Source organism: Amycolatopsis sp. CA-128772 (assembly GCF_002904295.1).
In the GTDB taxonomy this organism is placed as follows: domain Bacteria; phylum Actinomycetota; class Actinomycetes; order Mycobacteriales; family Pseudonocardiaceae; genus Amycolatopsis.
Window position 1 is genome coordinate 182,361 of the sequence record NZ_PPHG01000022.1, and the last position, 25,439, is coordinate 207,799.

Below are 25,439 nucleotides of genomic sequence, written 5' to 3' on the forward strand. Positions count from 1 at the left end.
GACGTGGGCGGCCGTCGTTCGTGGCGGGATCAGGCCGAGCCGGTCGTCGCCGCACCGTCCTCAGTGGACTCGCGGACCGCTTCGGCGCGGGCGATGTGCCAGGCCACCAGCGCACCCGCGCTCACCGTGCCCCAGAGCACGAGCGCGGCGTCCCGGGCGAAGAGCCCGACCACGAGCATCACCACCGCCGTGACGTCGCAGAGCACCAGCAGCAGGTTCCAGCGCCTGGGCGCGCGCAGCTTCCGGCCGCTGAAGGCGGCGGCGAACGCGGGATCGCTCGCTTGCAGCTCCGCCTCGATTTCGCGCAGGGCGTGGCGTTCACGATCCGGGAGCATGGGGGGCCTCCTCGCCTCGGCTACCGGGCTGGATACCCGTTTTCCCCGCTTCCGAAGCGCCGAAACTCAGTGGTTGTCGCGCGGAATCCCCTTGGTCGCCGCGATCCGCTGGTACGCCACGGCCGGGCGCAGCACCATGCCGTCGCACAGCTGGTCGACCATCGACCGCTGGATCTCCTGCCACGGCGTCTGGGACTCCGGCACCGGGTAGCCGCCGGCCTCGGCCAGCTCCTTGTGCCGCCGCGCCAGCTCCTCGTCGGTGACGAGGACGTCGGCCGTGCCCGCCCCCAGGTCGATCCGGACCCGGTCGCCGGTGCGCAACACCGCGAGCCCGCCGCCCGCCGCCGCTTCGGGGGAGGCGTTGAGGATCGACGGCGAGCCGGAGGTGCCCGACTGGCGGCCGTCGCCGAGGCAGGGCAGCTCGTGCACGCCGCGCTTGATCAGCTCCGCCGGCGGCCGCATGTTGACCACCTCCGCCGAACCCGGGTAGCCGAGCGGGCCGGTGCCCCGCATCACCAGCAGCGAGTGCTCGTCGACGCCGAGGCCGGGGTCGTCGATGCGGGCGTGGTAGTCCTCGGGGCCGTCGAACACGACCGCGGTGCCTTCGTAGACGCCGCCGGCCAGGTACCGCCGCCGGAACTCCGGCGAGATGACACTGGCCTTCATGATCGCCGCGTCGAAGAGGTTGCCGGTCAGCACCAGGAAGCCGGCGTCGGGGGTGAGCGCGGTGCCGAAGGTCCGGATGACGTCCCGGTCGCCGGCCTCGGCGTCGCGGCAGTTGTCGCCGAGCGTGCGGCCGTTGACGGTGGGGGCGTCCTCGTGGATCAGCCCGTGCTCCATCAGCTCGTGCACGACGGCCGGGACGCCGCCCGCCCGGTGGAACTCCTCGCCGAGGTACTTGCCCGCCGGCTGCAGGTCGACCAGCAGCGGGACGGCGTGGCCGAGCCGCTGCCAGTCCGCCAGGGGCAGGTCGACGCCGATGTGCCGGGCGATCGCGCCGATGTGGATGGGCGCGTTGGTCGAGCCGCCGATCGCGGAGCTCACCACGATGGCGTTCTCGAACGCGGCACGCGTGAGGATGTCCGACGGCTTGAGGTCCTCGCGGACCATCTCGACGATCCGCAGCCCGGTCCGGTAGGCCATCCGCGCCCGGTCGCGGTGCGGGGCCGGGATGGCCGCGCAGCCGGGCAGGCTCATCCCGAGCGCCTCGGCGAGCGCGTTCATCGTGGACGCCGTGCCCATCGTGTTGCAGTGCCCCGGCGACGGCGCGGACGACGCGACGAGCTCCATGAACCCGGCGTCGTCGATCTCGCCGGCGGCGAGCAGTTCCCGCGCCTTCCAGATGATCGTGCCGGACCCGGTGCGCTCGCCGTTGAACCAGCCGTTGAGCATCGGGCCGCCGGAGAGCACGATCGCGGGGAGGTCGACGGTCGCCGCGGCCATCAGGCACGCCGGGGTGGTCTTGTCGCAGCCGGTGGTGAGCACGACGCCGTCGATCGGGTAGCCGTAGAGCGTCTCGACCAGGCCGAGGTAGGCGAGGTTGCGGTCCAGGGCCGCGGTGGGGCGCTTGCCCGTCTCCTGGATCGGGTGCACCGGGAACTCGATGGCGATCCCGCCGGCCTCGCGGATGCCTTCGCGCGTCCGGTCGGCCAGCTGCAGGTGGTGCCGGTTGCACGGGGTGAGGTCGGAGCCGGTCTGCGCAATGCCGATGATCGGCTTGCCGGACTGCAGCTCTTCGCGGGTGATGCCCCAGTTCATGTACCGCTCGAGGTAGAGGGCGGTCATTCCGGGGTCGGCGGGGTTGTCGAACCAAGCTTCGCTGCGCAGTCCCATACCGGCCAGTCTGGCAACGGGGGGCGCGGAATGCACGCCCCCGGGGGTCCGTGAAGGCCACCCGCGCCGGTGGCCTTCACGGACGGGTTCAGCCGAGCCCGTTCAGCCCGATCACCCGGGCGTACCAGTGCGCGCTGCGCTTCGGGGTCCGCTGCTGGGTCGCGTAGTCGACGTGGACCAGGCCGAACCGCTTCGCGTAGCCCTCGGCCCACTCGAAGTTGTCCAGCAGCGACCAGTAGAAGTAGCCGCGCAGGTCGACGCCGGCCTGGATGGCGTCGTGCGCCGCCCGCAGGTGGGAGTCCAGGAACGCGACGCGGTCGGTGTCGACGATGTCACCGCCGTCGGAGACGACGTCGGGGTAGGCCGCGCCGTTCTCGGTGATGTACAGCGCCACCGGCCGGTAGCCGCGGTGCACCTGCAGCAGCGACTCGGTCAGCCCCGCCGGCTGGACCTCCCAGCCGGAGTCGGTGCGGGGCGCGGCCGGGTCCGGGACGAAGTGCACGTCGGCGGCGCCGGGCCACTCCGGGCCCGCCGGCTCGCTGCCCGGCACCGGCCGCCCCGCGACGCGGTAGTCGCGGTAGTAGTTCACGCCGAGCCAGTCGACGTGCGCGGCGATGACGGCGGCGTCTTCGTCGCGCACGACCGAGCCGAGCCCGAACGGCTCGAGGTCGGCGACCAGGTCGTCCGGGTAGCCGCCGCGCAGCACCGGGTCGAGGAACAGCCGGTTCTGCAGGCCGTCGATCCGCCGGGCCGCGGCGACGTCGGCGACGTTGGCCGGGTCGTGCGGGACGACCGGGTACAGGTTCAGCGTGATCCCGGCCGGGGTGTCCTTGGCGTGCCGCCGGATGGCGTCCATCGCCAGCCCGTGGCCCAGCAGCAGGTGGTGGGTCGCGGCGACGGCGGCGGGGTGGTCGGTGCGGCCGGGGGCGTGGATGCCGCCCGCGTAACCGAGCATCGCCGCGCACCACGGCTCGTTGAGCGTGGACCAGCTGGCGACCCGGTCACCCAGCCGCTCCAGCACGGTCTCGGCGTACTCGGCGAACCGGTACGCGGTGTCCCGGTTCGCCCAGCCGCCCTTCTCCTCCAGCGCCTGCGGCAGGTCCCAGTGGTAGAGCGTCGCCCACGGCTGGACCCCGGACTCGAGCAGGCAGTCGACCAGCCGGTCGTAGAAGGCGAGCCCGGCGGTGTTGACCGCGCCGCCGTCCGGGCGCACCCGCGGCCACGCCAGCGAGAAGCGGTAGGCACCGAGGTTGAGCCGGCGCATCAGGCCGACGTCTTCGGAGTACCGCCGGTAGTGGTCGGCCGCCGGTTCGCCGTTGTCGCCGCCCCGGACCGCGCCGGGACGGCGGGCGAAGACGTCCCAGACCGAGTCGGTGCGCCCGTCGGCCGTCGTGGCCCCTTCGACCTGGAACGCCGCGGTCGCGGCACCCCAGACGAAGCCGGGCGGGAACATCAACGCGGCGTTTTCCCGGACCTCGGTCGCCCGAACGCTGTCGGGTTCTACGGACATGTTCACCCTTTCACGGCACCTTGCATGATCCCGGCCACGATCTGGCGGCCGAGGAGGACGAAGACGATGAGGATGGGAATGGTGGCCAGGGTCGTGCCGGCCAGGACGAGCGAATAGTCGACGTAGTAGCCGCTCTGCAGCTTCTCCAGGGCCACCTGGACGGTGGGGTTGCCGGCGTCCAGCACGACGAGCGGCCACAGGAAGTCGTTCCACGACATCATGAACGTGAACATCGCGAGGATCGCCGCGGCCGGGCGCACCGCGGGCATGCAGACGTTCCAGAAGATCCGGATCATGCTGCAGCCGTCGACGCGCGCGGCCTCGATGAGCTCGTACGGCAGCGCGTCGAGCGTGTACTGCCGCATCCAGAACACCCCGAACGCGGTGACCAGGTTGGGCACGATCACCGACTCGAGGTGACCCGCCCAGCCCAGTTCCGACATCGCGATGAACAGCGGGATGATGCCGAGCTGGGTCGGCACGGCGAGCGTGACGACGATGAACACGAACATCCCGTTCTTCCCGCGGAACCGCAGCTTGGCGAAGGCGAACCCGGCCAGCGACGAGAAGAGCACCGTCGTCAGCGTGACCGTCCCGGACACGATCACGCTGTTGGCGAGCGCCTTCCAGAACGGCACGCTGTCGAACACCCGGGAGGCGTTCGCGAAGAAGTTCCCGCCGGGCAGGAACGGCGGGACGCGCTCGGTGAGCATCCCGTTGTCGCGGCTGGCCACCAGGAACGACCAGTAGAACGGGAACAGCGAGCCCAGCACGAAAATCGCCAGCACGACGTAGGTCGCCTTGCGCGGCCTGCCGAGGGTGGCGACGCTCTTGCGCAGCCCGGTCTGGACTGTTGTCATTTCTTCTTCACCGCCGGAGTACGGGCGAGCCGGCCGGTGAGGAAGAAGTTCACCAGCGCGATGAGCACGATGACCAGGAACAGCACCCAGGCGATCGCCGAGGCGTAGCCGAGGCTCGAGTTCTCGAACGCCATCTGGTAGAGGTACAGCGTCACGGTCTGGAACTGGTTGGTCGAGCCGCCGTTGTTCGACCCGGGCATGGCGTCGAACAGCTTGGGCTCGGTGAAGATCTGCAGGCCGCCGATCGTCGAAGTGATGGTGACGAAGACCAGCGTCGGCTTCAGCAGGGGCAGCGTGACGTTGAAGAACCGGCGCCACAGGCCCGCGCCGTCGATCAGCGCCGCCTCGTGCAGCTCCCTGGGGATGGCCTGCATGGCCGCCAGCACGATCAGGGCGTTGTAGCCGGTCCAGCGCCAGTTCACCATGATCGCGATCGCGACGTGGCTGGCGAACCGGTTGGCCTGCCAGTCGATCGGGTCCAGCCCGAGTGTCTGCAGCACGCCGTTGATCAGCCCGTACTTGGAGCCGAACAGGTTGGCGAAGATGATCCCGATCGAGACCAGGCTGGCCGCGTACGGGAGCAGGATGCCGACGCGCCAGCCGGTCGCCCCGCGCAGGCGGGCGCCGAGCAGGGCGGCCAGCAGCACCGCGATGATCAGCTGCGGAATGCTGGAGAGCAGGAAGATGCTGATCGTGTTGACCAGCGCGTTCCAGAACTGGCTGTCGGCGAACAGGTCCTTGTAGTTGTCGAGGCCGATGAAGTCCGGGTCGTCGCCCCCGGCCTTCCACTTGAACAGCGAAACGTAGGCGGTGTAGAGCAGCGGGAACAGGCCGACGATCCCGAAGACGATGAAGAACGGCGCGACGTACAAGTAAGGCGACACCTTGACGTCCCACCGGCTCAACCGGTGACGGAAGGTGGGCCGGGGAGACGTGCGCTCCCCGGCCTTACTCCCTTCTGGCGCGACCTTGTCGAGGACGGTCATCGGTTCAGCGCGTGATCTTCTTCGCGGCTTCGACCATCTGGTTCCAGCCGTCCGCGGCCGACTTGCCCTGCTCGACCGCCTGGAGGGCCGGGCTCGACGCGTTCTCCTGGATCTGGCCGTCACCGGGGCCCTTGTACTGCGGCTTCTGCACCTTCTTGGCCTGCTCGGCGAACAGCTCGCCGGTCTTGGCGTTGCCGAAGTAGGCGTCGGTCTGGCTCAGCAGGGCCGGGTCGGACAGCGCCTTCACCTGGCTGGGGAAGTTGCCCTTGGCCTGGAACGCCTTGACCTGCTGCTCCGGCGCGGTCAGCCACGCGGCCAGCTCGGCGGCTTCCTTCGGGTGCTTGGACTGCGTCGGCACGGTCAGGTACGAGCCGCCCCAGTTGCCGCCGCCGCCGGGGAAGGCCGCGGTGACGGCCCACTTGTCGGCGTTCTCCGGGCCCGCCTGCTCCTTGATCACGCCGAGCATCCACGACGGGCACACCTTCGTGGCGAACGCGCCCTGCTTGAAGCCGGTGTTCCACTCGGGGCTGAACGCGGTGAGCTTGGCGGACTCGCCCTTGGCGACCGCGTCGGTGACCTTGGTCCAGGCGTCCTTGATGCCCTGGTTGTTCTCGACGGCCAGCTTGTCGTCGGTGTTGATGTAGCCCTCGGGGAGCTGGTTGACCATGGCGTTGAAGTTCTGCGCGGCCGAGTCGAACCAGGCCTTGTGCGTCTTGGCGGAGTAGTCGGCACCGGCCTGGAAGTAGCTGTCCCAGGTGGCGAACAGCGGCTTGACGGCCTCGGGGTCGGTGGGCAGGCCCGCGGCCTGGAACAGGTCCTTGCGGTAGCACATCGCGAGCGGGCCGATGTCGGTGCCGTAGCCGATGACCTTGCCGTCCTTGGTCTTGGCGGCGTCGTACTTCCAGCTCAGCCAGCGGTCGGGGGAGGCGTCGGCCGGGCCGATCTTGCTCAGGTCGTTGAACTTCGAGCCCTTGTCGAGGAAGTCGGACAGGTGCCCCTCTTCCAGCGCGGTGACGTCGGCGAGGCCCGAACCGGCGGCCAGCTTGGTGGTCAGCTCCTGGTGGTAGGGGCCGCCCTGACCGGTCTTGCGGTGGGTGATCTTGATGTTGGGGTGCAGCCGCTCGTACTCCGGGATGAGGGCCTCGTAGCCGAACTCGGTGAAGGTCGCCAGCGTCAGGTCGACGTGCTCGTTCGGAGCCGCCGCGGCCGGGGTCTGCTGGTCGCCACCTCCTCCGTTGCAGGCCGTGGCGCCGAGCGCCGTCATCGTGATGCCCAGTGCCAGGACCAGGCCATTCCGGATCGTTCTCACGTGTCCAACCACCTTGTTGACGGGAATGAGCGCTCTCACTGCTGGGAGCCAATCTGGGAGCGCTCCCAGGTGTGGAGAGTCTGCTGGGGGCGTTCACCGGTGTCAAGGGGTCGTAACCGGAGTGTTTCCTGCGAGGAGCGCTCCCGGACGCGGAGGAGGGTGAACGTTAAGCTGGGTCCGTCAGAGTTGCAGAGGGTGAGCGAGGGCGGTGCCGTGGGGCCTCGAGCAGGCGATGAAGAACGGCCGACACTGGAGGACGTCGCGGCGTTCGCCGGCGTGTCGCGGTCGACGGCGTCGCGGGCGTTGAACGACGACGCGTACGTCAGTGCGGCGGCGCGCGAGAAGGTGCTCGCCGCAGCCCGTGACCTGGGCTATTCCCCGAACCAGGCGGCGCGGTCGCTGGTCACGCGCCGCACCGGCGCGATCGCCGTGGTGCTGTCCGAGCCGGAGGCCCGGCTGCTCGACGACCCCTACCGGACCGCCGTCATGCGCGCCGGCTACCGCGAGCTCGCCGACGTCGGCCGCCAGATGGTGCTCATCTTCAGCGACACGCGCGAGGACCTGAGCAAGACCGTGCGGTTCCTCGAGGGCGGGCACGTCGACGGTGCGCTCGTCTTCGCGCCGCACCGCGCCGACCCGCTGCCCAAGGCCCTGCGGCTGCTGCGCATCCCGATCGTGTTCGGCGGGCAGGCGGCCGGCATCCGCCGGGGCGTGCACGTCGTCGACTTCGACAACGAGGGCGGCGCCCGGCTGGCGGTCCAGCACCTGGTCGCGGCCGGCCGGCGGCGGATCGCCACGATCGCCGGCCCGCAGGACCAGAGCGCCCCGATCGACCGGCTCGCCGGCTGGCGCAAGACCCTGCTCGACGCCGGGCTCGACCCCGCCGACCTGGCCGAAGAGGCCGACTTCACGCTGGCCGGCGGGGCGAACGCGATGTCCGCGCTGCTGGCCAGGCACCCCGACGTGGACGCGGTGTTCGTCGCCAGCGACATGATGGCGGTGGGCGCCCTGCGCACCCTCGACGGCGCCGGGCGCCGGATTCCGGACGACGTCGCGGTGGTCAGCTTCGACGACAACGCGACGCTGGCCCCGGCCATGGACCCGCCCCTGACGTCGGTCCACCAGGACCCGCGCGAGCAGGTTCACTCGATGGTGGAGATCCTCCTGCAGCTGCTCGACGACCAGGACCTCAAGCCGCGCCAGCACGTCCTTCCGGTTTCCCTGGCGGTCCGCGCTTCGAGCTGACCCGCCGTGTCCGGCCGAACACGTGTGTCGTCCATCCGGATACGCGGGTCGGCCACCTGGGTGCGCCCCGGCTTGTCCGGCCGCGCTCAACTCCCCGTGTGCTCGGTGAGCCGACGTTGCCCGGTCGTGGGGAGCCTTCGTGCCCAGGTGTACACGTTTGGCGCTAAATAACGTTTCACGAAACGGAACGTCACCGCTTCGCTAGGCCGAACGAGTGGTGGTGCGACGATCGGTGGGGGCTGTTCAGGAGCGTTCAGCGGGCCGGTGTTCGCCCGGCGCGTAGGTGTGACATCGGGGTCCGCGGTGTCCTTCTGACTCGATTCTTTACATCCAGGTTTCCGGCTGGCTACCGTCTGCGCCTGGAAGCGCTCCCAGATCGCTGGCTCCCTACGGACAAAGGAGTTCCGCAGCCATGCGTTCCTCTCCTCGAAAGCGCGCCCGTGCGCTGGTACTGGCCTCGGCCGTGCTGGCGGTCACGGGTGCGGTGGTCGCCCCACCACCGGCGCTCGGCGCCGACATCGCCTGTTCGGTCACCTACACCACCAACGACTGGGACAGCGGGTTCACCGCCAACGTCTCGCTGCGCAACGACGGCGCCCCGCTCGACAGCTGGAAGGTCGGCTGGACGTTCCTCGACGGCCAGAAGGTCCAGCAGGGCTGGAGCGCCACGTTCGCGCAGACGGGCGCCGCGGTCACCGCCACGAACATGTCCTACAACGGCCACCTCGACACCGGGGCCAGCACGTCGTTCGGGTTCAACGGCTCGAAGGGCTCGGCCAACCGGCCGCCGACGGACTTCTCCGTCAACGGCAGCTCGTGCACCGGCGCCAACAAGGCGCCCACGGTCACGCTCACCGCACCGTCGTCGACCGGGACCTTCTACGCCCCGGCGACCATCCCGCTGGCCGCGACCGCCGCCGACAGCGACGGCACCGTGAGCAAGGTCGAGTTCTACGCCGGCGACACGCTCCTGGCCACCGACACGGCGGCGCCGTTCGAGGGCAGCTGGGGCAACGTCCCGGCCGGGACGTACTCGATCACGGCGAAGGCGTACGACAACAAGAACGCGAGCACGACGTCCAGCCCGGTCAGCGTGAAGGTCCTCTCCGGGCCGACGATCGTCGCCTCCCCGGCGACCGCGCAGGTCAAGCAGGGCGCCACGACGACGTTCGCGGTCAGCCTCGCCGGCGCGCCGAGCGCCTCGGTCACCGTCGCCGTCGCGCGGACGGGCGGCAGCACCGACCTCACGGCCAGCCCGGCGAGCCTCACCTTCACCGCGGCGAACTGGAACGTGCCGCAGAACGTGACGGTCGCCAGCGCCGACAACGGGGGAGAGCTGGGCAGCGCGACCTTCACCGCGAGCAGCAGCGGCTACACCGCCGCGACGGTGACGGTCAACGAGATCTCGTCGTCCACTTCGGACTACCAGCTCGCGTTCCTGACCCAGTACAACAAGATCAAGGACCCGAACAACGGCTACTTCCGCAAGTTCGGGAACATCCTGGTGCCCTACCACTCGATCGAAACGCTGATCGTCGAGGCACCGGACCACGGCCACGAAACGACGTCGGAGGCGTTCAGCTACTACCTCTGGCTCGAAGCGGCTTACGGCCGGGTGACCGGTGACTGGGCGCCGTTCAACCAGGCGTGGACCTCGATCGAGACGTACGCGATCCCGTCGGCGGCTGACCAGCCGGGCAACTCCGGCTACAACGCGAGCAAGCCCGCCACCTACGCGGCCGAGTACCCGACCCCGAAGTCCTACCCGTCACCGCTGCAGAGCAACGTTTCGGTCGGGTCCGACCCGATCGCGGCCGAGCTGAAGGCGGCCTACGGCTCCCCGGACGTCTACGGCATGCACTGGCTGCTCGACGTGGACAACATCTACAAGTTCGGGCACTGCGAGGACGGCACCAACACCGCGCCGGCGTTCATCAACACCTTCCAGCGCGGCTCGCAGGAATCGGTCTGGGAGACGGTCACCCAGCCCAGCTGCGACCTGCTGAAGTTCGGCGGCAAGAACGGGTACCTCGACCTGTTCACCGGCGACTCGTCCTACGCCAAGCAGTGGAAGTACACCGACGCGCCCGACGCGGACGCCCGCGCCGTGCAGGTGGCCTTCCAGGCCGAGGGCTGGGCGAAGGCGCAGGGCAAGAGCGCCGACGTCGCGGCGGTCGTGAAGAAGGCGTCGAAGATGGGCGACTACCTCCGGTACTCGCTGTTCGACAAGTACTTCAAGAAGATCGGCAACTGCGTCGGAGCGTCGAGCTGTGCGGCCGGCACCGGCAAGGACAGCGAGCACTACCTGATCTCGTGGTACTACGCCTGGGGCGGCTCGATGGATTCGTCCAGCGCCTGGGCGTGGCGGATCGGGGACGGTGCGGCGCACCAGGGTTACCAGAACCCGCTCGCGGCGTACGCGCTTTCGGCCGACCCCGGCCTGAAGGTCACCTCGGCGACCGGCGCGCAGGACTGGGCGACCAGCCTGGGCCGGCAGATGGAGTTCCTGCAGTGGCTGCAGTCCTCCGAAGGCGGTCTCGCCGGCGGCGCGACCAACAGCTGGGAGGGCCAGTACGGGACCCCGCCCGCGGGCACGCCGACGTTCTACGGGATGTTCTACGACTACCAGCCGGTCTGGCACGACCCGCCGAGCAACCAGTGGTTCGGCTTCCAGACCTGGGGCATGGAGCGGATCGCCGAGTACTACCAGGCGACGAACGACCCCCGCGCCAAGAAGATCCTCGACAAGTGGGTGCCCTGGGCGATCGCGAACACCACGGTCGGTGCCGGCGGGAGCTTCCAGATCCCGTCCGACCTGACCTGGAGCGGCGCGCCGGACACCTGGAACGCCACCAGCCCGGGCGCGAACACCGGTCTGCACGTCGCGGTGAAGAACTACAGCCAGGACGTCGGGGTCGCGGCCTCGCTCGCCAAGACGCTGCTGTACTACGCGTCGGGGTCGAGCAACGCCCAGGCCAAGACGGTCGGGGAGCAGCTGCTGAACGCGCTGACGGCGAACGCCGACAGCAAGGGCATCGCGGTGCCGGAGACCCGGACGGACTACAACCGGTTCGACGACACCTACAACGCCACCACGGACCAGGGGCTGTACGTGCCCTCGGGCTGGAGCGGCACGATGCCGAACGGCGACCCGATCAACGCGAACTCCACGTTCCTGTCGATCCGGTCGTTCTACAAGAGCGACCCGCAGTGGCCGAAGGTTCAGGCCTACCTGGACGGCGGCGCCGCGCCGACGTTCACCTACCACCGGTTCTGGGCCCAGTCGGAGATCGCCACGGCGTTCGCCGCGCACGTCGCCCTGTTCGGCTGAAAGGCACTCGATGAAGCGACTGCTCTCTCTGGTGGTCGCCGCACTGGTCGGGGGCGCCGTTCTCACGGCGTCCCCGGCCGCCGCGGCCCCTCAGACCACCGCGGCGGCCGGCACCGGCACCGGGTTCTGGCACGCCTCCGGTTCCCAGCTGGTCGACTCGACCGGCGCGCCGGTCCGGATGACCGGGATCAACTGGTTCGGCGCCGAGACGGCCAACTACTCGCCGCACGGCCTGTGGAGCCGCAACTACCAGGACATGCTCGACCAGATGGCCGGGCTCGGGTACAACACGCTGCGGCTGCCGTACTCGAACCAGCTGTTCGACGCCGGGTCCAAGCCGGTCAGCATCGACCAGGTGCAGAACCCGGACCTGCAGGGCCTGTCCGGGCTGCAGGTGATGGACAAGATCGTCGCGTACGCCGGGGTCAAGGGCATGCGCGTGCTGCTGGACCGGCACCGGCCGGACTCCGGCGCGCAGTCCCCGCTCTGGTACACCGGCGCGTACCCGGAAAGCCGCTGGATCTCCGACTGGACGATGCTCGCCCAGCACTACAAGGGCAACCCGACGGTGATCGGCGCGGACCTGCACAACGAACCGCACTCGATCCAGGGTGGCGGCGGCGCCTGCTGGGGCTGCGGCGACACCGCGACCGACTGGCGGCTCGCCGCCGAACGGGCCGGCAACGCCGTGCTCGCGGCGAACCCGGACTGGCTGATCGTGGTCGAAGGCGTCGACTGCGTCAGCGGCACCGGCGACCCGCAGTGCGGCTGGTGGGGCGGCAACCTCTCCGGCGCGCAGCAGTTCCCGGTGCGGCTGTCCAAACCGGACAAGCTCGTCTACTCTGCACACGAGTACGCGACCTCCGTGTTCGCCCAGACGTGGTTCTCCGACCCGGCCTTCCCGGCGAACCTGCCCGCGCTGTGGGACCACTTCTTCGGGTACCTGAAGAAGCAGAACATCGCGCCGGTGCTGCTCGGCGAGTTCGGCTCCACGCTCGCCGACCCGCGCGACAAGGTCTGGCTGCAGGAGCTGATGAAGTACGCGGGCACCGGCCCGTCCGGGATGAGCTTCACGTACTGGTCGTGGAACCCGAACTCCGGGGACACCGGCGGCATCCTCAATGACGACTGGACCACGGTCAACCAGACCAAGCAGGCGATCCTGCAGCCGTACCTGATCCCGCCCGTCGGCTCCGGCGGCGGCCCGGGCGACCCGCCGCCCGCGGCGAGCTGCGCGGTCACCTACCACGTCGACAACACGTGGCAGGGCGGGTTCATCGCCACCGTGACGCTGAAGAACACCGGGTCGTCCGCGCTGAAGAACTGGGCGCTCGGCTGGACCGTGCCGGCCGGCACGCAGATCACCGGCGGCTGGAACGCGACGGTCTCGCAGAGCGGGCAGCAGGCGAGCGCGAAGGCACCCACCTGGGCGCCTGACCTGGCCGGCGGCGCGTCGGTGTCGATCGGCGTCCAGTCGACCGGCCCCTCGACGGGCACGCCAAGCGGGTTCGCCGTCGGCGCGACCGCCTGCACCACCTGACCCACCGACCCACCCGACCCACCCACCGATCGATAAGGAGCACACTCGATGAGGAGTGAATTCTGGTCCGCGAAGAGGAAGTCACGGTTCGCCGTGGCGTCCTCGGTGACAGCGGCAGCGGTCACCGCGGGGCTGCTGGTGGCCGGGGGCAGCCCGGCGGGTGCCGCCACCGGCTGCAAGGTCACCTACACGGTCAACCAGTGGGACACCGGCTTCACCGCCAACGTCGCCGTGACCAACCTGGGTGACGCCGTCTCGTCCTGGAACGTCGAATGGGACTTCGGCGGCAACCAGCAGGTGCAGCAGGGCTGGAGCGCCACGTTCAGCCAGAGCGGCAAGCACGTGAGCGCGAAGAACCCGTCGTGGGGCGGGAACCTGGGCGCGAACGCCACGGCCAGCTTCGGCTTCAACGGCTCGTACTCGGGCACGAACGACATCCCGACGTCGTTCTCGCTCAACGGCGCCCACTGCGACGGCACGTCCCCGACGACCACGCCGACCACACCCACGACGCCGACCACGCCGACCACGCCCACCACGCCCACCACACCGACCACGCCCACGACCCCGACTACGGTCACCACGACGCCGCAGCCGGGGACCCACGTGGACAACCCGTACGTGGGGTCGAAGGGGTACGTGAACCCGGACTGGTCGGGCGAGGTGTCCGCGGCGGCCGCGGCCAAGGGCGGCACCCTCGGTGCCCAGATGGCCAAGGTGGCCAACACCTCGACCGCGGTCTGGCTGGACCGGATCGCCGCGATCGCCGGCACGGCGGACTCGCGCGGCCTGCGCGGGCACCTCGACGCGGCGCTGGCCCAGGCGAGCGGCGGGACACCGGTGACGATCCAGATCGTCGTCTACGACCTGCCCAACCGCGACTGCGCGGCGCTGGCGTCCAACGGTGAGCTGAAGGCCGCCCAGAACGGCCTGGCCCGCTACAAGAGCGAGTACATCGACCCGATCGCGTCGATCATGTCCGAGGCGAAGTACGCGCCGCTGCGGATCGTGACGATCGTCGAACCGGACTCGCTGCCGAACCTGATCACGAACACTTCGATGGCGACCTGTGCGGAAGCGCAGTCCACCGGGGTGTACACGCAGGGCATCCAGTACGCGCTGAACAAGCTGCACGCGATCTCCAACGTCTACAACTACCTGGACATCGCGCACTCGGCGTGGCTGGGCTGGGACAGCAACTTCCAGCCCTTCGTGAACCTGGTCAAGCAGACGCTGCAGGGCACCACGGCCGGCGTGAACAGCATCGACGGGTTCATCAGCTCCACGGCCAACTACACCCCGCTGACCGAGCCGAACCTGCCCGACCCGAACCTGACGGTCGGCGGCCAGCAGCTGAAGTCGGCGACGTTCTACCAGTGGAACCCGTACTTCGCGGAAGTCCCCTTCGCCACCGCGATGTACAACGCCTTCGTGGCGGCGGGCCTGCCCAGCGGCATCGGCATGCTGGTCGACACCTCGCGCAACGGCTGGGGCGGCTCGGCCCGGCCCAGCGGCGCGTCGGGGTCCACTGTGGACGCCTACGTGAACTCGGGCCGGATCGACCGGCGGCTGCACCGCGGCAACTGGTGCAACCAGAGCGGTGCGGGTCTCGGCATCCGGCCGACGGCGGCCCCGGCGGCGCACTTCGACGCCTACGTCTGGGTCAAGCCGCCGGGTGAGTCCGACGGTGCGAGCTCGCAGATCCCGAACGACGAAGGCAAGGGCGCGGACCCGATGTGCGACCCGACCTTCCACGGCACGCAGCAGGCCAACGGCGGCAACCTGACCGGCGCGCTGCCGAACGCCCCGCTGTCCGGCAAGTGGTTCGAGGCCCAGTTCGAGGAACTGGTCCAGAACGCGTACCCGCCGGTGCAGTAGCAGTAACAGCTCCGGGCCGGGCGGTGCCGCGCAGCCGCCGTCCGGCCCGGTCTCCACCTCCTCCCACGCAGGAAAGGACTTCCCATGAGGAACCGGCTACGGGCCACACTGGCGTCGTTCGGAGCCGCGACCGTGCTGCTCTCCGGCGGTGCCGCGCTGACCGCCCCGGCGGCGGCCGCGGACACGCAGCTGTGCGACAAGTACGGCTCACTGCGCATCCAGGGCGGCCGCTACATCGTGCAGAACAACAACTGGGGCGACGACACGCGGCAGTGCCTTTCGGTGTCGTCGACCGGGTTCACCATCACGACGGCGTCGCACAACCGGCCGACGAACGGCGCGCCGGGCAGCTACCCGTCGATCTACGCCGGCTGCCACTACGGCAACTGCAGCTCCGGCAGCGGCCTGCCCCGCCAGGTGCGCTCGCTGGGGTCGCTGACGTCCCACGTGGACTACACGACCGTCCAGTCGGGACAGTGGGACGCCGCCTACGACGTCTGGTACGACCCGCAGCCGAACCCCGCGGGCCAGAACACCGGCGCCGAGGTGATGATCTGGGGCAACCACCGCGGTGCCCCGCAACCGGTCGGCAGCGTCGTCGGCACGGTCCAGCTCGCGGGCGCGACCTGGACGGTCTGGTCGGGCAACATCGGCTGGAACGTCATCTCCTACGTCCGCAACGCGGGGACGAACAGCCTCGACGTCAACCTCGCCGAGTTCACCCGCGACGCGGTGAACCGCGGCAAGATCAGCGACGCGTGGTACCTGACGAGCGTGCAGTTCGGCTTCGAGCCGTGGGAGGGCCAGACCGGCCTGGGCGTGCGCTCCTTCAGCGTGTCCGGCTGAGGTCCTTGCGGAAGCTGAGCCGGTCCAGCCCCGGCCCGTCGTAGTCGGGCTGGACCGGCACCCCCTCGAACTCCTTCGGCCCTGGTTCGGTGACGAACCCCATCCGGGTGTGGAACGCGTGCGAACCCTTGTTGACCGGCGACGTGATGGCCCGTACGACCGAGCGCCCGTGCGCGCGGCTGTAGGCGAAGAAGCGCTCGTACAGCGCAGCGCCCAGGCCGCGCCCGCGCTCGGCGGGATCGACCCCGACGAAGTGGATGTAGCTCTCCGCCGGACGCGACGGCGAGAGGAACCCGATCAGGAAGGCGACGATCCGGTCGCCGGAGGTCACCAGGAGGCTGCTGTCGCCGAAGTGCTGGAACATCAGCTTGGGCAGCAGCAGGGCCCGCTGGCGGGAGCCCTCCTCCCCGCCGAGACCGCCCCACCAGCCGTCCAGGACCGCGAGGACGGGCAGGTGGTCGCCGGGCGTGGGCCGGCGCACCCCGAAGGCTTGCCACGGCGCGGGCAGGGGAGTGGTCATGGTGGCCACCCTGCCGGTTCCGGCCCGCACCGGCCAGCGGATTTCCGCCGGTCAGGGTACGAGCCGGTGCACCCCGATCAGCACCTGCTGCCAGACCGCGGCCGGATCGGCGCCCTGCTCGACCGACTTGAGCGCCGGCGCGATCACCGTCTCCTGGATCTTTCCGTCGCCCGGCCCCTTGTACTGCGGCTTCCCGACCTTGCGGGCCTGCGCGACGAAGACCTGGCCGCTCAGCGTCCCGCCGAAGTAGCCGTTCATTTCGCTGAGCAGGTCCGGGGAGGTGAAGGCGTCGACCTGGCTGGGGAAGTTGCCGCTCACCCGGAACGCGTGCAGCTGCTGCTCCGGCGCGGTCAGCCAGGCGGCGAGCGTGGCGGCCTCCTTCTGGTGCGGGCTCGAGGCCGGCACGGTGAGGAAGGACCCGCCCCAGTTGCCGCCGCCGTCCGGGAAGGCGTCGGTGAGCGCCCACTTGCCCGCGTTGCCGATGCCGGCCTGCTGCTCGATGACGCCGAGCATCCACGACGGGCAGACCTTCGTCGCGAAGGCACCGGTCCGCAGGCCGTTGTTGCCGTCGTCGGCGAAGGCGGTGAGGCCGGCCGACTGCCCCTGCTGCACCGCGGCGGTGACCTGGTTCCAGGCGTCCCGCAGCGCGGTGTTCGTCTCCAGCGTCGACCGGTCCTCGCGGTCGAGGTAGCCGACCGGGAGCTGGTTGACCTTGGCGTTGAAGACCTGCGCCGCGGAGTCGAACCAGGCCTTGCCGTGCGAACGCTTGACGTACTTCTCGCCGGCTTTGAAGAAGCTGTCCCAGGTCGCGAACATCGTCTTCACCGAACCCGGGTCGGTCGGCAGCCCGGCCGCCTCCAGCAGGTCCTTGCGGTAGCACATGGCCAGCGGGCCGATGTCCGTGCCGTAGCCGACGAGCTTGCCGTCCTTGCTGCGGCCCGCCTCGTACTTCCACTCCAGCCACCGGCCGGGTTTGACGTCGGGCGGTCCGACCTTGGCCAGGTCGGCGAATTTCGCCGACTGCGCGAGCACGTCGGAAAGGTGGCCCTCCTCGACGGCCTGGACGTCGGCGAGCTCCCCGCCCTTCTGCAGCTTGTCCAGCAGGTCCTGGTGGTACGGCCCGCCCTGCTCGGTGCGGACCCGGCGGATGGTGAGCCCGGGGTGGGTGAACTCGTAGCCGGGGATGAGGTCGTCGTAGCCGAACTCCCCGAACGTCGCGATGGTGAGCGTGATGCGCTCCGGCGTGCCGGGCCCGCACCCGCCGGTCAGGACGAGCAGGACGGCGGCGGTGGCGACGGCCAGCTGTCTTCGGATCTGCCTCATGCGCGCGTACTCCCCGTTCGCGACCCGCTCCCGGCCCTCGTTGGTTGGGAGCGCTCCCGGAGGGAGTCTTGTTTCCCGAGGTGGCGGGTGTCAAGGTTCGCGACGGCGGGTGTCCGGGCGGACACGGACCGCGGGCCGCGGCTCTCGTGGTGCAACGAAGGGGTGCGATGAAGCGTCCGACGATCACCGACATCGCGCGGGAGGCCGGCGTCTCCAAGGGCGCGGTCTCCTACGCCCTCAACGGCCGCCCGGGCGTCTCCGAGGCTACCCGGCAGCGGATCACCGAGATCGCCCGGGAGCTCGGCTGGGCGCCCAGCAGCACCGCCCGGGCGTTGTCCGGCGGCCGCGCCGGGGCCACCGGCCTGGTGCTCGACCGGTCCCTGGAGGCGTTCGTGCCGGCCCTGCTCGACGGGTTCGAGGGCGAGCTGCTGCTGCAGGTCGCCACCGGCCGCGACGCCGCGCTGGCGATCCACCGCCGCTGGCGGGCCGAACGGAAGGTCGACGGCGTCCTGCTCACCGAGCCGGGGTGCGCGGCCGAGCTGGTCCGGATCGGGCTGCCCGCCGTGGTGCTCGGTGGCCCGGGCGGCGTGCCGGGCGTCCCGTCGGTGCTGGTGGACGACGTCGCCGGCGCGCTCGAGGCGCTGGAGTACCTGGCCGCGCTGGGGCACCGGCGCGTCGTCCGCATCGCGGGCGCGGCGGCCTTCGCCGACCCCGAGGCGCGCAAGCGCGCCTTCACCACGGCGGCGACCGGCCTCCCGTACCCGGGCACCGTGCACCCGGAACCCTCGGCCGACGCGATCCGCCGGGTCCTCGCCGCGCGTCCCCGCCCGACCGCGCTGCTGTGCGACACCGACGACCTCGCGCTCGCCGCGCTCGCCGCCGCGCGCGAACTCGGCCTGGCGGTGCCCCGCGACCTTTCGGTCGTCTCGTGGGACGACACCCCGCTCTGCCGGCTGGTCCGCCCCGCGCTGACCGCGATCCGGCGCCCGCTCGCCGAACTCGGCGCGCTCGCCGCCGCCGTCCTGCACGACGTGCTGGCCGGGGAACGGGCCGGCGACGTGTGCGCGTCCCGGCCGCGGCTGATCACCCGCGGCAGCACCGGGCCCGCGAACCCGTGAAGGCCGCCCTGCGGTGCAGGGCGGCCTTCCCGGGTGTCCGCTTCGGATGATCAGCTGCCTTGGCAGGTCGGCGACGGCGCGGCGTTGCCGCCCGTCGTGGTGACCACCAGCCCGAAGGTGGTCTGGCCGTCGGCGGCGATCCCGCCGTTCCAGTCAGCGTTGCGGACCGTCACCGCCGAGCCGGACTGGTTCAGCGTGCCGTTCCACACCGAGTTGACCGTCTGGCCCGAGGGCAGCGTCCAGCCCACCTGCCAGCGCGAGTACGCCGACGTGCCGTGGTTCATCACCGTCACCGTGGCCTGGTAGCCGCCGCTCCAGGTGTTGGTGATCTCGTACATCGCCATGCACGAGCCCGTCGGGGACGTCGGCGTGGTCGGAGTGGTCGGTGTGGTGGGCGTGGTCGGCGTCGTGGGCGTGGTCGGGGTGGTGGTCGGGCCGGTCGGCGTGGTCGGGGTGGTGCTCGGGCCGCCGCCCTGGTCCTTCACGCCGGTGACCTCGCCGTGCCCGCCGTCGAACACGACGTCCGAGCAGCCGTAGAACGTTTCGGCGCTGTCCGAGCGCTTCCACACCGAGTAGACGATGTGCCGGCCGGACTTGTTCGACGGCAGGGCGCCGCTCCACTTGTACTGGCCGTCCACCGTGCCCACCTGGCCGGTCACCGGCGGGTGGTCAATCGTCAGGAACGGCTGGTCCTCCAGCGAGTCCCAGGTCAGCGGCTGGTTCGGGTTCCAGCCGTCCTTGGTCACGTACGTGTAGAACCAGCCCGGGTGGGCAGCCCACGCGTTGTAGGAGAAGTCGAACTGGGCGCCGGCGGTGAGGTGGGTCAGCGGCCACGCGCCGACGCCGTCGAAGCCCGCGTAGTTCGGGTTCCCACCCGAGCACAGCTTCCCGTCGGGGATGAACCCGCGCGTGCGCCCGGCGCCGTCGGACCGCAGCACGCCGAACCAGTTGTACAGCGAGTTGGCGCTGCTGACGGCCACCGCGGCCGCGCAGGCCGGGTTGACCGGCTTGATCTCGCCGGTCGAACTGAGCCCGTCCTGCCAGCACAGGAAGGTCCGGCTGCCCGGTTTCATCATGGCGCCGTGCGCCTCGGCCGTGCCGGTGTTCAGCAGGATGGCGGTCAGGCTCGCCAGCAGCACGGTGACGGCGGCGAGGATGGTACTTCGTCTCCTGGTCACGTCAGTCCCTTCATTGGGTTGCGTGCGTCGAAGACTGGGAGCGCTCTCAAGGTCAGGATACGCGGCGGCGGTCACTTCCGGAACAGCCCGCGGTGACCTTGGCGGCCGCCTTGGCCTACCTTGGCGCAGGGCGGGCGCACCGGGCCGGCCGTGGCGAAAGGCAGCGAGTGGACAGTCCGTCATCGGTTCCCGCCTGGGTGCGCGCCGAACCCGCCCGGCTGCTCGGGTTCGCCCGCGCCGCGGTGCACCCCGGCGGCGGGTTCGCCTGGCTCGACGACGCCGGGCGGCCGGTGCTCGACCGGCCCGTCGAGACCTGGATCACCTGCCGGATGATGCACGTCTTCGCGCTCGCCTCGCTGCAGGGGGCGGACACCGGCGAGCTGGTCGCGCACGGCGTCGCGGCGCTGACCGGCCTGCTGCGCGACCCCGGGCACGGCGGCTGGTACGCCTCGACCGAGCTGACCGAGAAGCGGGCCTATGAGCACGCCTTCGTCGTGCTGGCCGCCGCGAGCGCGGCCGCCGCCGGCGCCGCGGGCGGGGAACCGCTGCTGGCCGAGGCCCTCGAAGTCGTCGAACGCCGGTTCTGGGAGCCCGGCCCCGGCCGGGTGGCCGACGTCTGGGACCGCGGCTGGACGCGCCTGGAGGACTACCGCGGCGCGAACGCCAACATGCACACCGTCGAGGCGTTCCTGGCCGCGGCCGACGTCACCGGCGACGCGGTGTGGCGGACCCGCGCACTGTCCATTGTGGAGCAGCTGGTGCACGGCGAGGCCCGCGCGCACGGCTGGCTGCTGCCGGAGCACTACGACGCGGCCTGGCACGGGCGCCCGGAGTACAACCGCGCCGAACCCGCCGACAAGTTCCGCCCGTTCGGGGCCACCATCGGGCACCTCTTCGAATGGGCGCGGCTGGCCGTCCACCTCGGACGCGCGCTCGGCGACGACGCCCCGGCGTGGCTGGTGCCCGACGCCGCCGCCCTGTTCGGAACCGCCGTCCGGTACGGCTGGGCCGCCGACGGCCGGCCGGGCTTCGTCTACACCACGGACTTCGCCGGGACGCCGGTGGTGCGCACCCGGCTGCACTGGGTGGTGGCCGAGGCGATCGCCGCCGCGTGGACGCTGCACCAGGAAACCGGCGACCCGGCGTACCTGGCCCGGTTCCGGGAGTGGTGCGAGCACGCGGAAACCTGCTTCGTCGACGGCGAACGCGGGTCGTGGCACCACGAACTGGACCCGGAGAACCGGCCCGCCGCGACGGTGTGGGCGGGCAAGCCGGACGTCTACCACGCCTACCAGGCGACGCTGCTGCCCGCGCTGGCGCCCGCCGCGTCGTTCGCCGGCGCGCTCGCCCCGCGCCGTTAAGCTGCCGAAGCCGTCCCCTTCCGACAAGGAGAACCATGTCGCCTTTCGTCGCGGCCGAAGACCGGTATGCGGGCATGCCGTACCGGCGGGCCGGGCGCAGCGGGCTGAAGCTGCCCGCCGTGTCGCTCGGCCTGTGGCACAACTTCGGGGACGACAAGCCCCTCGACGTCCAGCGGGCGGTGCTGCGCCGCGCGTTCGACCTCGGGGTGACGCACTTCGACCTGGCCAACAACTACGGCCCGCCGCCCGGCGCGGCCGAGGCGAACTTCGGGCGGCACTACGCCGCCGACTTCCGCCCGTACCGCGACGAGATCCTGGTGTCGTCCAAGGCCGGCTACCTGATGTGGGACGGCCCGTACGGTGAGTGGGGTTCGCGCAAGAACCTGCTGGCCAGCCTGGACCAGAGCCTGGCCCGGACCGGGCTGGACCACTTCGACGTCTTCTACTCCCACCGCCCGGACCCCGGGACGCCGATCGAAGAGACGATGGGCGCGCTCGACACCGCCGTCCGCTCGGGCAAGGCGCTGTACGCGGGCATCTCGAACTACTCGCCGGAGCAGACGACGACGGCGCTCGCCGCCCTGAAGGACCTCGGCACGCCGCTGCTGATCCACCAGCCGTCCTACTCGATCCTCAACCGGTGGGTCGAGGACGGCCTCCTCGACACCCTCGACGAGCACGGCGTCGGCTCGATCGCGTACTCGCCGCTGAGCCAGGGCCTGCTGACCGACCGCTACCTCGACGGCGTCCCGGCCGGCTCGCGGGCGGCCGGCGCCAGCCCGTTCCTGACCCGCGACCGCCTCACCGAGGACACCCTCGCCACGATCCGCGCGCTGAACGACGTGGCGAAGCGGCGCGGGCAGACGCTGGCGCAGCTGGCCATCGCCTGGGTCCTGCGCCGCGGCCGCGTCACCTCCGCGCTGATCGGGGCCAGCAGTGTCGCGCAGCTCGAGAACACCGTCGCGGCCACCGCGAACCTGGAGTTCACCGACGAGGAGCTGGCCGAGATCGACCGGATCGCCCGCGGGTAGCCCGGCCCCTCAGCAGCCGATCCGCGACGAGCCGACGGCGACGTCGTCGTACCACAGCGTGTCGGCGTCGCCGGCGTAGCTCTCCCAGCCGAGGCGCAGGTCGGTGAGCGCCGGGTGCCAGGCCCGGGCGAGCCACTGCTGGTCGATGTCCGGGGTCGGGACGCCGTCGACGACCAGCCCGGGCACCTCGGCCGAGTTGAGCCACGTCCGCAGCTGGCCGGCGGCGCCGTCGACCTCGAACTCGAAGCAGGACCAGGTGCCGGTGGCCAGCGGGACGCTCTGGGCGACCCCGGCCGGGCTCTGCGCGGGCAGCGTGGCGTCGTCGGATTCGCGGTTCCACTGCAGGGCGCGGTTCTGGCCGCCGGCGCGCAGGTCGCGGCCGCCGTCGGCGGTGTCGCGCAGGGCCATGAACGCCACGTGCCCGGTGGGCAGCGCGGTGGTGTGGCGCACCCAGAACCGGCCGAAGAGCGGGCCCGAGCCGAGCCCGGACAGGCTGGTGCCGAGGAACGCGTGGTTGCAGTAGCCGCCCTGGCCGGTCACCTTGACCGAGCGGCTGCCCGAGTGCGCGACCGTCCCGTCGACGGCGACCGTGCCGGTGCCGGTGCAGTTGGCCGCGCCGACGGTCCAGCGGCCACCCGGCGTGCTGCCGGTCTGCTGCTCGAAGTCGTCGCAGATCGTCGCGCCCGCGCAGCCGGCGGGCGGCGGCCCGGACGTCGTCGTGGTCGGGCTGGTCGGGGTGGTGGCGGTGGTCGGCGTCGTCGGCGTGGTCGACGTCGGGGGAGCGGGGTCGCCGCACGGGACGCCGTTCAGCGCGAAGTCCGTGGGCGTGGCGTTCGTCCCGCTGTAGGTGCCCTGGAGGCCGAAGGAGATCGAGCCGCCGGCGGGCACCGAGCCGTTGTACGGCAGGCTTTCGGCGGTGACCGCGGTGCCGGACTGGCGGACGGTGGCGTTCCACGCCGACGTCACGGACTGGTTGCCGGCGTAGTGCCAGGTGAGGGTCCACGACGAGAGCGCGGTGGCGCCGTTGGTCACCGCGATGTCGGCGGTGTACCCGGTCTGCCACTGGTTGACGCGGTAGGCGACCGAGCACGCGGGCGCGGCGGCGGCCGGCCCGGCCACGACGACCGCGGTGGTGCCCGCCGCGGCGAGGCAGAGCGCGGCGAGGGCGCCGGCGAACCTGTTCATCGGGTCCTCCCAGGACGCGGACAGGGGCGCCGTGGCCTGCACCACGACGCCCCTGGGTGGTGGCCGCGTTCTGGCGAGGCGACCTGGCATGGGAGCGCTTCCAGCCGCCGGAAAGGTAACCCCCACGTGTCGCTCTTGTAAAGCGCGACCCGGACGCGGCCCGATCCGGTGGTCCGTTTTCCGCAGCCGCGCCGCGCGCAGTGTCCACTGAACACTCCTGAACGGCCGAATCCGTTGTGGCGTAGGCCATGTCCGTGGTTGCGCTGCGCCACCGCCCGGCGATCGCCGACACCGCCGTTGGGGTGGTTTCCGGGAATCCCGCCCAAGATCACCGAGGAGGGTTCGCGGCCCCCTGCGCTGGGAGCGCTCTCAGCGTTCATTCTTGTTGCGCACTCAACCTCTCGGGAACTGCACCGTCCCGGCGCCGTGACGTCCTGGGCTCCCGCCGTCACGCTGCGGTACTGTCGTCGGGTGCACCCGTACTCCGGAAATCGTTGGATGAACGATGAGTCGACAGGCCAAACCAGGGAGTAAGCCGTACCGTGCACAACTGCGCGAGCGGCTGGCCGCCTTGGGCTTCCCCGAAGCGGCGATTCCGGCCCGGGTGGCGCACAACCTGATCGTCGAGTGCCGGATCCCGCCGCGCACCGCGTGGCGGCTGGCGTCCGAGCTCTCGCTCGACGTCGCCGCGCACCAGTACAACGCCGTCACCGGCGATCCCCGCGCGGGGATGCGCGGCACGCGGATCTGGGAGTACGAGCAGTGGCCCGACCGCGGCGTCCGGCCCACCGTCGCCGCGCTGCGCGTGCTGGCGCAGGTCTACGGCACCGGCTGGAAGTGCCTGCTGGGGCTGCGTGACCTCGAGCAGCTGCCGGCCAAGGACCTCGCCGAGTACCACGCCGCGGAGGAGCCGGCGGCCGTCGCGGCGCCCGGGCCCGAGGCGCCGCCGCCCGTGCGCGCCCTCACCCGCGCCGAGGTCCGGCCGGACGACGCCCGGCCGGACGAAGAGATCGGGGCAGGTGCCCTCGATGACGCGATCCTGCTCACCCGGACCAACGTCGACGACGTCCAGCTCGACGACCTGTGGTCGGACCTCGACTTCCTCGGCGGCGCCTACACGCGGACCGCGCCCGACTCGATCCTCGGCCAGCTCGCCGTCATCGAAGAGCGGACCGCAGCCCTGCTGAAGGGCCGCCAGCGGCCGAAGCAGACCCAGGACCTCCTGCTCATCGGCGCGAAGTCGAGCGCGATGATGGCGTGGATCGCCGGCGACCTCGGCCGGTACCGCCTTTCGCGCGAACTCAACTCCGCGGCCTGGCTCTACACCCAGTACGCCGACGACTTCCTCGCCCGGCGCTGGGTGCGCACGTCCCAGGCGCGGGTGGCGTTCTGGTCGGGCAACGGCATCGAGTCCGCGAAGCTCGCCGCCGACGGGCTCAACTACCAGGTCGGCGGCCGGCTCACGGACGCGCCGCTGATCCTCGCCGAGGCCCGCGGCTGGTCGTCGGTGCAGGCCGAGCCGCAGGTGCTGGACGCGATCGCGCGCTGGACCTCCATCGAGAACCCGGACCTCGCGGCCGGCGGTGACGACCGGTTCTTCAACATCACCAAGGACCGGCGGCACTACATGGCCGGCAACTCGCTGCTCGCGGTCGGGCAGGCGTCCGCCGCGCTGCGCGAGTTCACGACCGCCCGCGAGTCCTTCGAGAAGCTGTCCATGGAGAACCGCTGGGAAGCCATGGACCCGATGATCCGGATCGACACCGGCCGCGCCCACCTGCGGCTCGACGATCTCGACGCCGCCGCCGCGCAGGTCGGACCGCTGCTCGACGCGGGGGTGGGCAAACAGCCGGACATGGTGCGCGCCATGCTGAAGCTCATGGCCACCGAGCTGACCGCCCCGCGCTGGCGCTCGGCCACGACCGCCCGCTCCCTCGCCGAGGCCCTCCTGGACGCCCACGCTTCGGCGCGCCCGTGACTGTGACATCCGGGGCCCCGCCCCGAGCCGGGGGCTCCAGCGGCGAAGCCACCCGGAAGCCCCGCAAAGACC

General features: G+C 71.1%; 19 protein-coding genes. 9 read left to right on the top strand and 10 right to left on the bottom strand.

Annotation, left to right across the window (positions count from 1 at the left end):
- Positions 1 to 29 precede the first annotated feature (29 nt).
- The 6 genes from C2L59_RS09495 to C2L59_RS09520 form a co-directional block, all read right to left on the bottom strand.
- Entirely contained in the window at positions 30 to 335 is a 306-nt protein-coding gene (locus C2L59_RS09495; RefSeq protein ID WP_103349133.1) for a DUF3040 domain-containing protein, read from the bottom strand.
- 66 nt (positions 336 to 401) lie between these two features.
- Complete coding sequence (locus C2L59_RS09500) at positions 402 to 2,168, bottom strand: IlvD/Edd family dehydratase (RefSeq protein ID WP_103349134.1); 1,767 nt, start codon at positions 2,166 to 2,168, stop codon at positions 402 to 404.
- 88 nt (positions 2,169 to 2,256) lie between these two features.
- Positions 2,257 to 3,678, bottom strand: a complete 1,422-nt coding sequence (locus C2L59_RS09505) for a GH1 family beta-glucosidase (RefSeq protein ID WP_199198984.1) — start codon at positions 3,676 to 3,678, stop codon at positions 2,257 to 2,259.
- Between the two features lie 2 nt (positions 3,679 to 3,680).
- A complete protein-coding gene (locus C2L59_RS09510; RefSeq protein WP_103349135.1) occupies positions 3,681 to 4,538 on the bottom strand; it encodes a carbohydrate ABC transporter permease in 858 nt (285 codons plus the stop codon).
- A complete protein-coding gene (locus C2L59_RS09515; protein ID WP_103349136.1) occupies positions 4,535 to 5,524 on the bottom strand; it encodes a carbohydrate ABC transporter permease in 990 nt (329 codons plus the stop codon). The genes C2L59_RS09510 and C2L59_RS09515 overlap by 4 nt, the downstream gene beginning before the upstream one ends.
- A 4-nt stretch (positions 5,525 to 5,528) precedes the next feature.
- Complete coding sequence (locus C2L59_RS09520; RefSeq protein ID WP_103349137.1) at positions 5,529 to 6,833, bottom strand: extracellular solute-binding protein; 1,305 nt, start codon at positions 6,831 to 6,833, stop codon at positions 5,529 to 5,531.
- A 249-nt stretch (positions 6,834 to 7,082) separates the two neighbouring features.
- On the opposite strand from C2L59_RS09520, the gene C2L59_RS09525 reads away from it, so the two are divergent.
- From C2L59_RS09525 to C2L59_RS09545, 5 genes are all read left to right on the top strand, one after another.
- Positions 7,083 to 8,078 carry a LacI family DNA-binding transcriptional regulator gene (locus C2L59_RS09525; protein ID WP_103349196.1) on the top strand — a complete coding sequence of 332 codons (996 nt, stop codon included), beginning with the start codon at positions 7,083 to 7,085 and terminating at the stop codon, positions 8,076 to 8,078.
- Positions 8,079 to 8,490: 412 nt separating this feature from the next.
- Positions 8,491 to 11,409: a glycoside hydrolase family 48 protein gene (locus tag C2L59_RS09530; RefSeq protein WP_103349138.1), complete on the top strand. Its 2,919-nt coding sequence runs from the start codon at positions 8,491 to 8,493 to the stop codon at positions 11,407 to 11,409.
- 10 nt (positions 11,410 to 11,419) lie between these two features.
- Positions 11,420 to 12,949: a cellulase family glycosylhydrolase gene (locus C2L59_RS09535; RefSeq protein ID WP_103349139.1), complete on the top strand. Its 1,530-nt coding sequence runs from the start codon at positions 11,420 to 11,422 to the stop codon at positions 12,947 to 12,949.
- A 48-nt stretch (positions 12,950 to 12,997) separates the two neighbouring features.
- Positions 12,998 to 14,827, top strand: a complete 1,830-nt coding sequence (locus C2L59_RS09540) for a glycoside hydrolase family 6 protein (RefSeq protein ID WP_199198985.1) — start codon at positions 12,998 to 13,000, stop codon at positions 14,825 to 14,827.
- An 84-nt stretch (positions 14,828 to 14,911) separates the two neighbouring features.
- Positions 14,912 to 15,673, top strand: coding sequence for a hypothetical protein (locus C2L59_RS09545; protein ID WP_103349141.1), 762 nt, complete (start codon positions 14,912 to 14,914; stop codon positions 15,671 to 15,673).
- Here C2L59_RS09545 and C2L59_RS09550 read toward each other — a convergent pair.
- Together C2L59_RS09550 and C2L59_RS09555 are read right to left on the bottom strand one after the other, a co-directional pair.
- Positions 15,657 to 16,193, bottom strand: coding sequence for a GNAT family N-acetyltransferase (locus C2L59_RS09550; RefSeq protein ID WP_103349197.1), 537 nt, complete (start codon positions 16,191 to 16,193; stop codon positions 15,657 to 15,659). The genes C2L59_RS09545 and C2L59_RS09550 overlap by 17 nt on opposite strands.
- 51 nt (positions 16,194 to 16,244) lie before the next feature.
- Positions 16,245 to 17,516: an ABC transporter substrate-binding protein gene (locus tag C2L59_RS09555; RefSeq protein ID WP_103349142.1), complete on the bottom strand. Its 1,272-nt coding sequence runs from the start codon at positions 17,514 to 17,516 to the stop codon at positions 16,245 to 16,247.
- Between the two features lie 167 nt (positions 17,517 to 17,683).
- Between C2L59_RS09555 and C2L59_RS09560 the strand changes: the two genes are divergently transcribed.
- Complete coding sequence (locus tag C2L59_RS09560) at positions 17,684 to 18,634, top strand: LacI family DNA-binding transcriptional regulator (RefSeq protein WP_103349143.1); 951 nt, start codon at positions 17,684 to 17,686, stop codon at positions 18,632 to 18,634.
- A 50-nt stretch (positions 18,635 to 18,684) separates the two neighbouring features.
- Here C2L59_RS09560 and C2L59_RS09565 read toward each other — a convergent pair whose 3' ends face one another.
- The gene (locus tag C2L59_RS09565; RefSeq protein ID WP_103349144.1) at positions 18,685 to 19,812 is read right to left on the bottom strand and encodes a lytic polysaccharide monooxygenase; all 1,128 of its coding nucleotides are present in this window, start codon (positions 19,810 to 19,812) and stop codon (positions 18,685 to 18,687) included.
- Between the two features lie 167 nt (positions 19,813 to 19,979).
- On the opposite strand from C2L59_RS09565, the gene C2L59_RS09570 reads away from it, so the two are divergent.
- Positions 19,980 to 21,173, top strand: a complete 1,194-nt coding sequence (locus C2L59_RS09570) for an AGE family epimerase/isomerase (protein WP_103349145.1) — start codon at positions 19,980 to 19,982, stop codon at positions 21,171 to 21,173.
- Between the two features lie 35 nt (positions 21,174 to 21,208).
- The gene (mgrA, locus tag C2L59_RS09575; protein ID WP_103349146.1) at positions 21,209 to 22,204 is read left to right on the top strand and encodes an L-glyceraldehyde 3-phosphate reductase; all 996 of its coding nucleotides are present in this window, start codon (positions 21,209 to 21,211) and stop codon (positions 22,202 to 22,204) included.
- A gap of 9 nt (positions 22,205 to 22,213) precedes the next feature.
- Here the strand turns inward: mgrA and C2L59_RS09580 are convergent, their stop codons facing one another.
- Positions 22,214 to 23,389 carry a cellulose-binding domain-containing protein gene (locus tag C2L59_RS09580; protein WP_103349147.1) on the bottom strand — a complete coding sequence of 392 codons (1,176 nt, stop codon included), beginning with the start codon at positions 23,387 to 23,389 and terminating at the stop codon, positions 22,214 to 22,216.
- A gap of 505 nt (positions 23,390 to 23,894) precedes the next feature.
- On the opposite strand from C2L59_RS09580, the gene C2L59_RS09585 reads away from it, so the two are divergent.
- Positions 23,895 to 25,367 (top strand): hypothetical protein, encoded by a 1,473-nt coding sequence (locus tag C2L59_RS09585; protein ID WP_233223364.1) that lies wholly within the window; start codon positions 23,895 to 23,897, stop codon positions 25,365 to 25,367.
- Positions 25,368 to 25,439 lie beyond the last annotated feature (72 nt).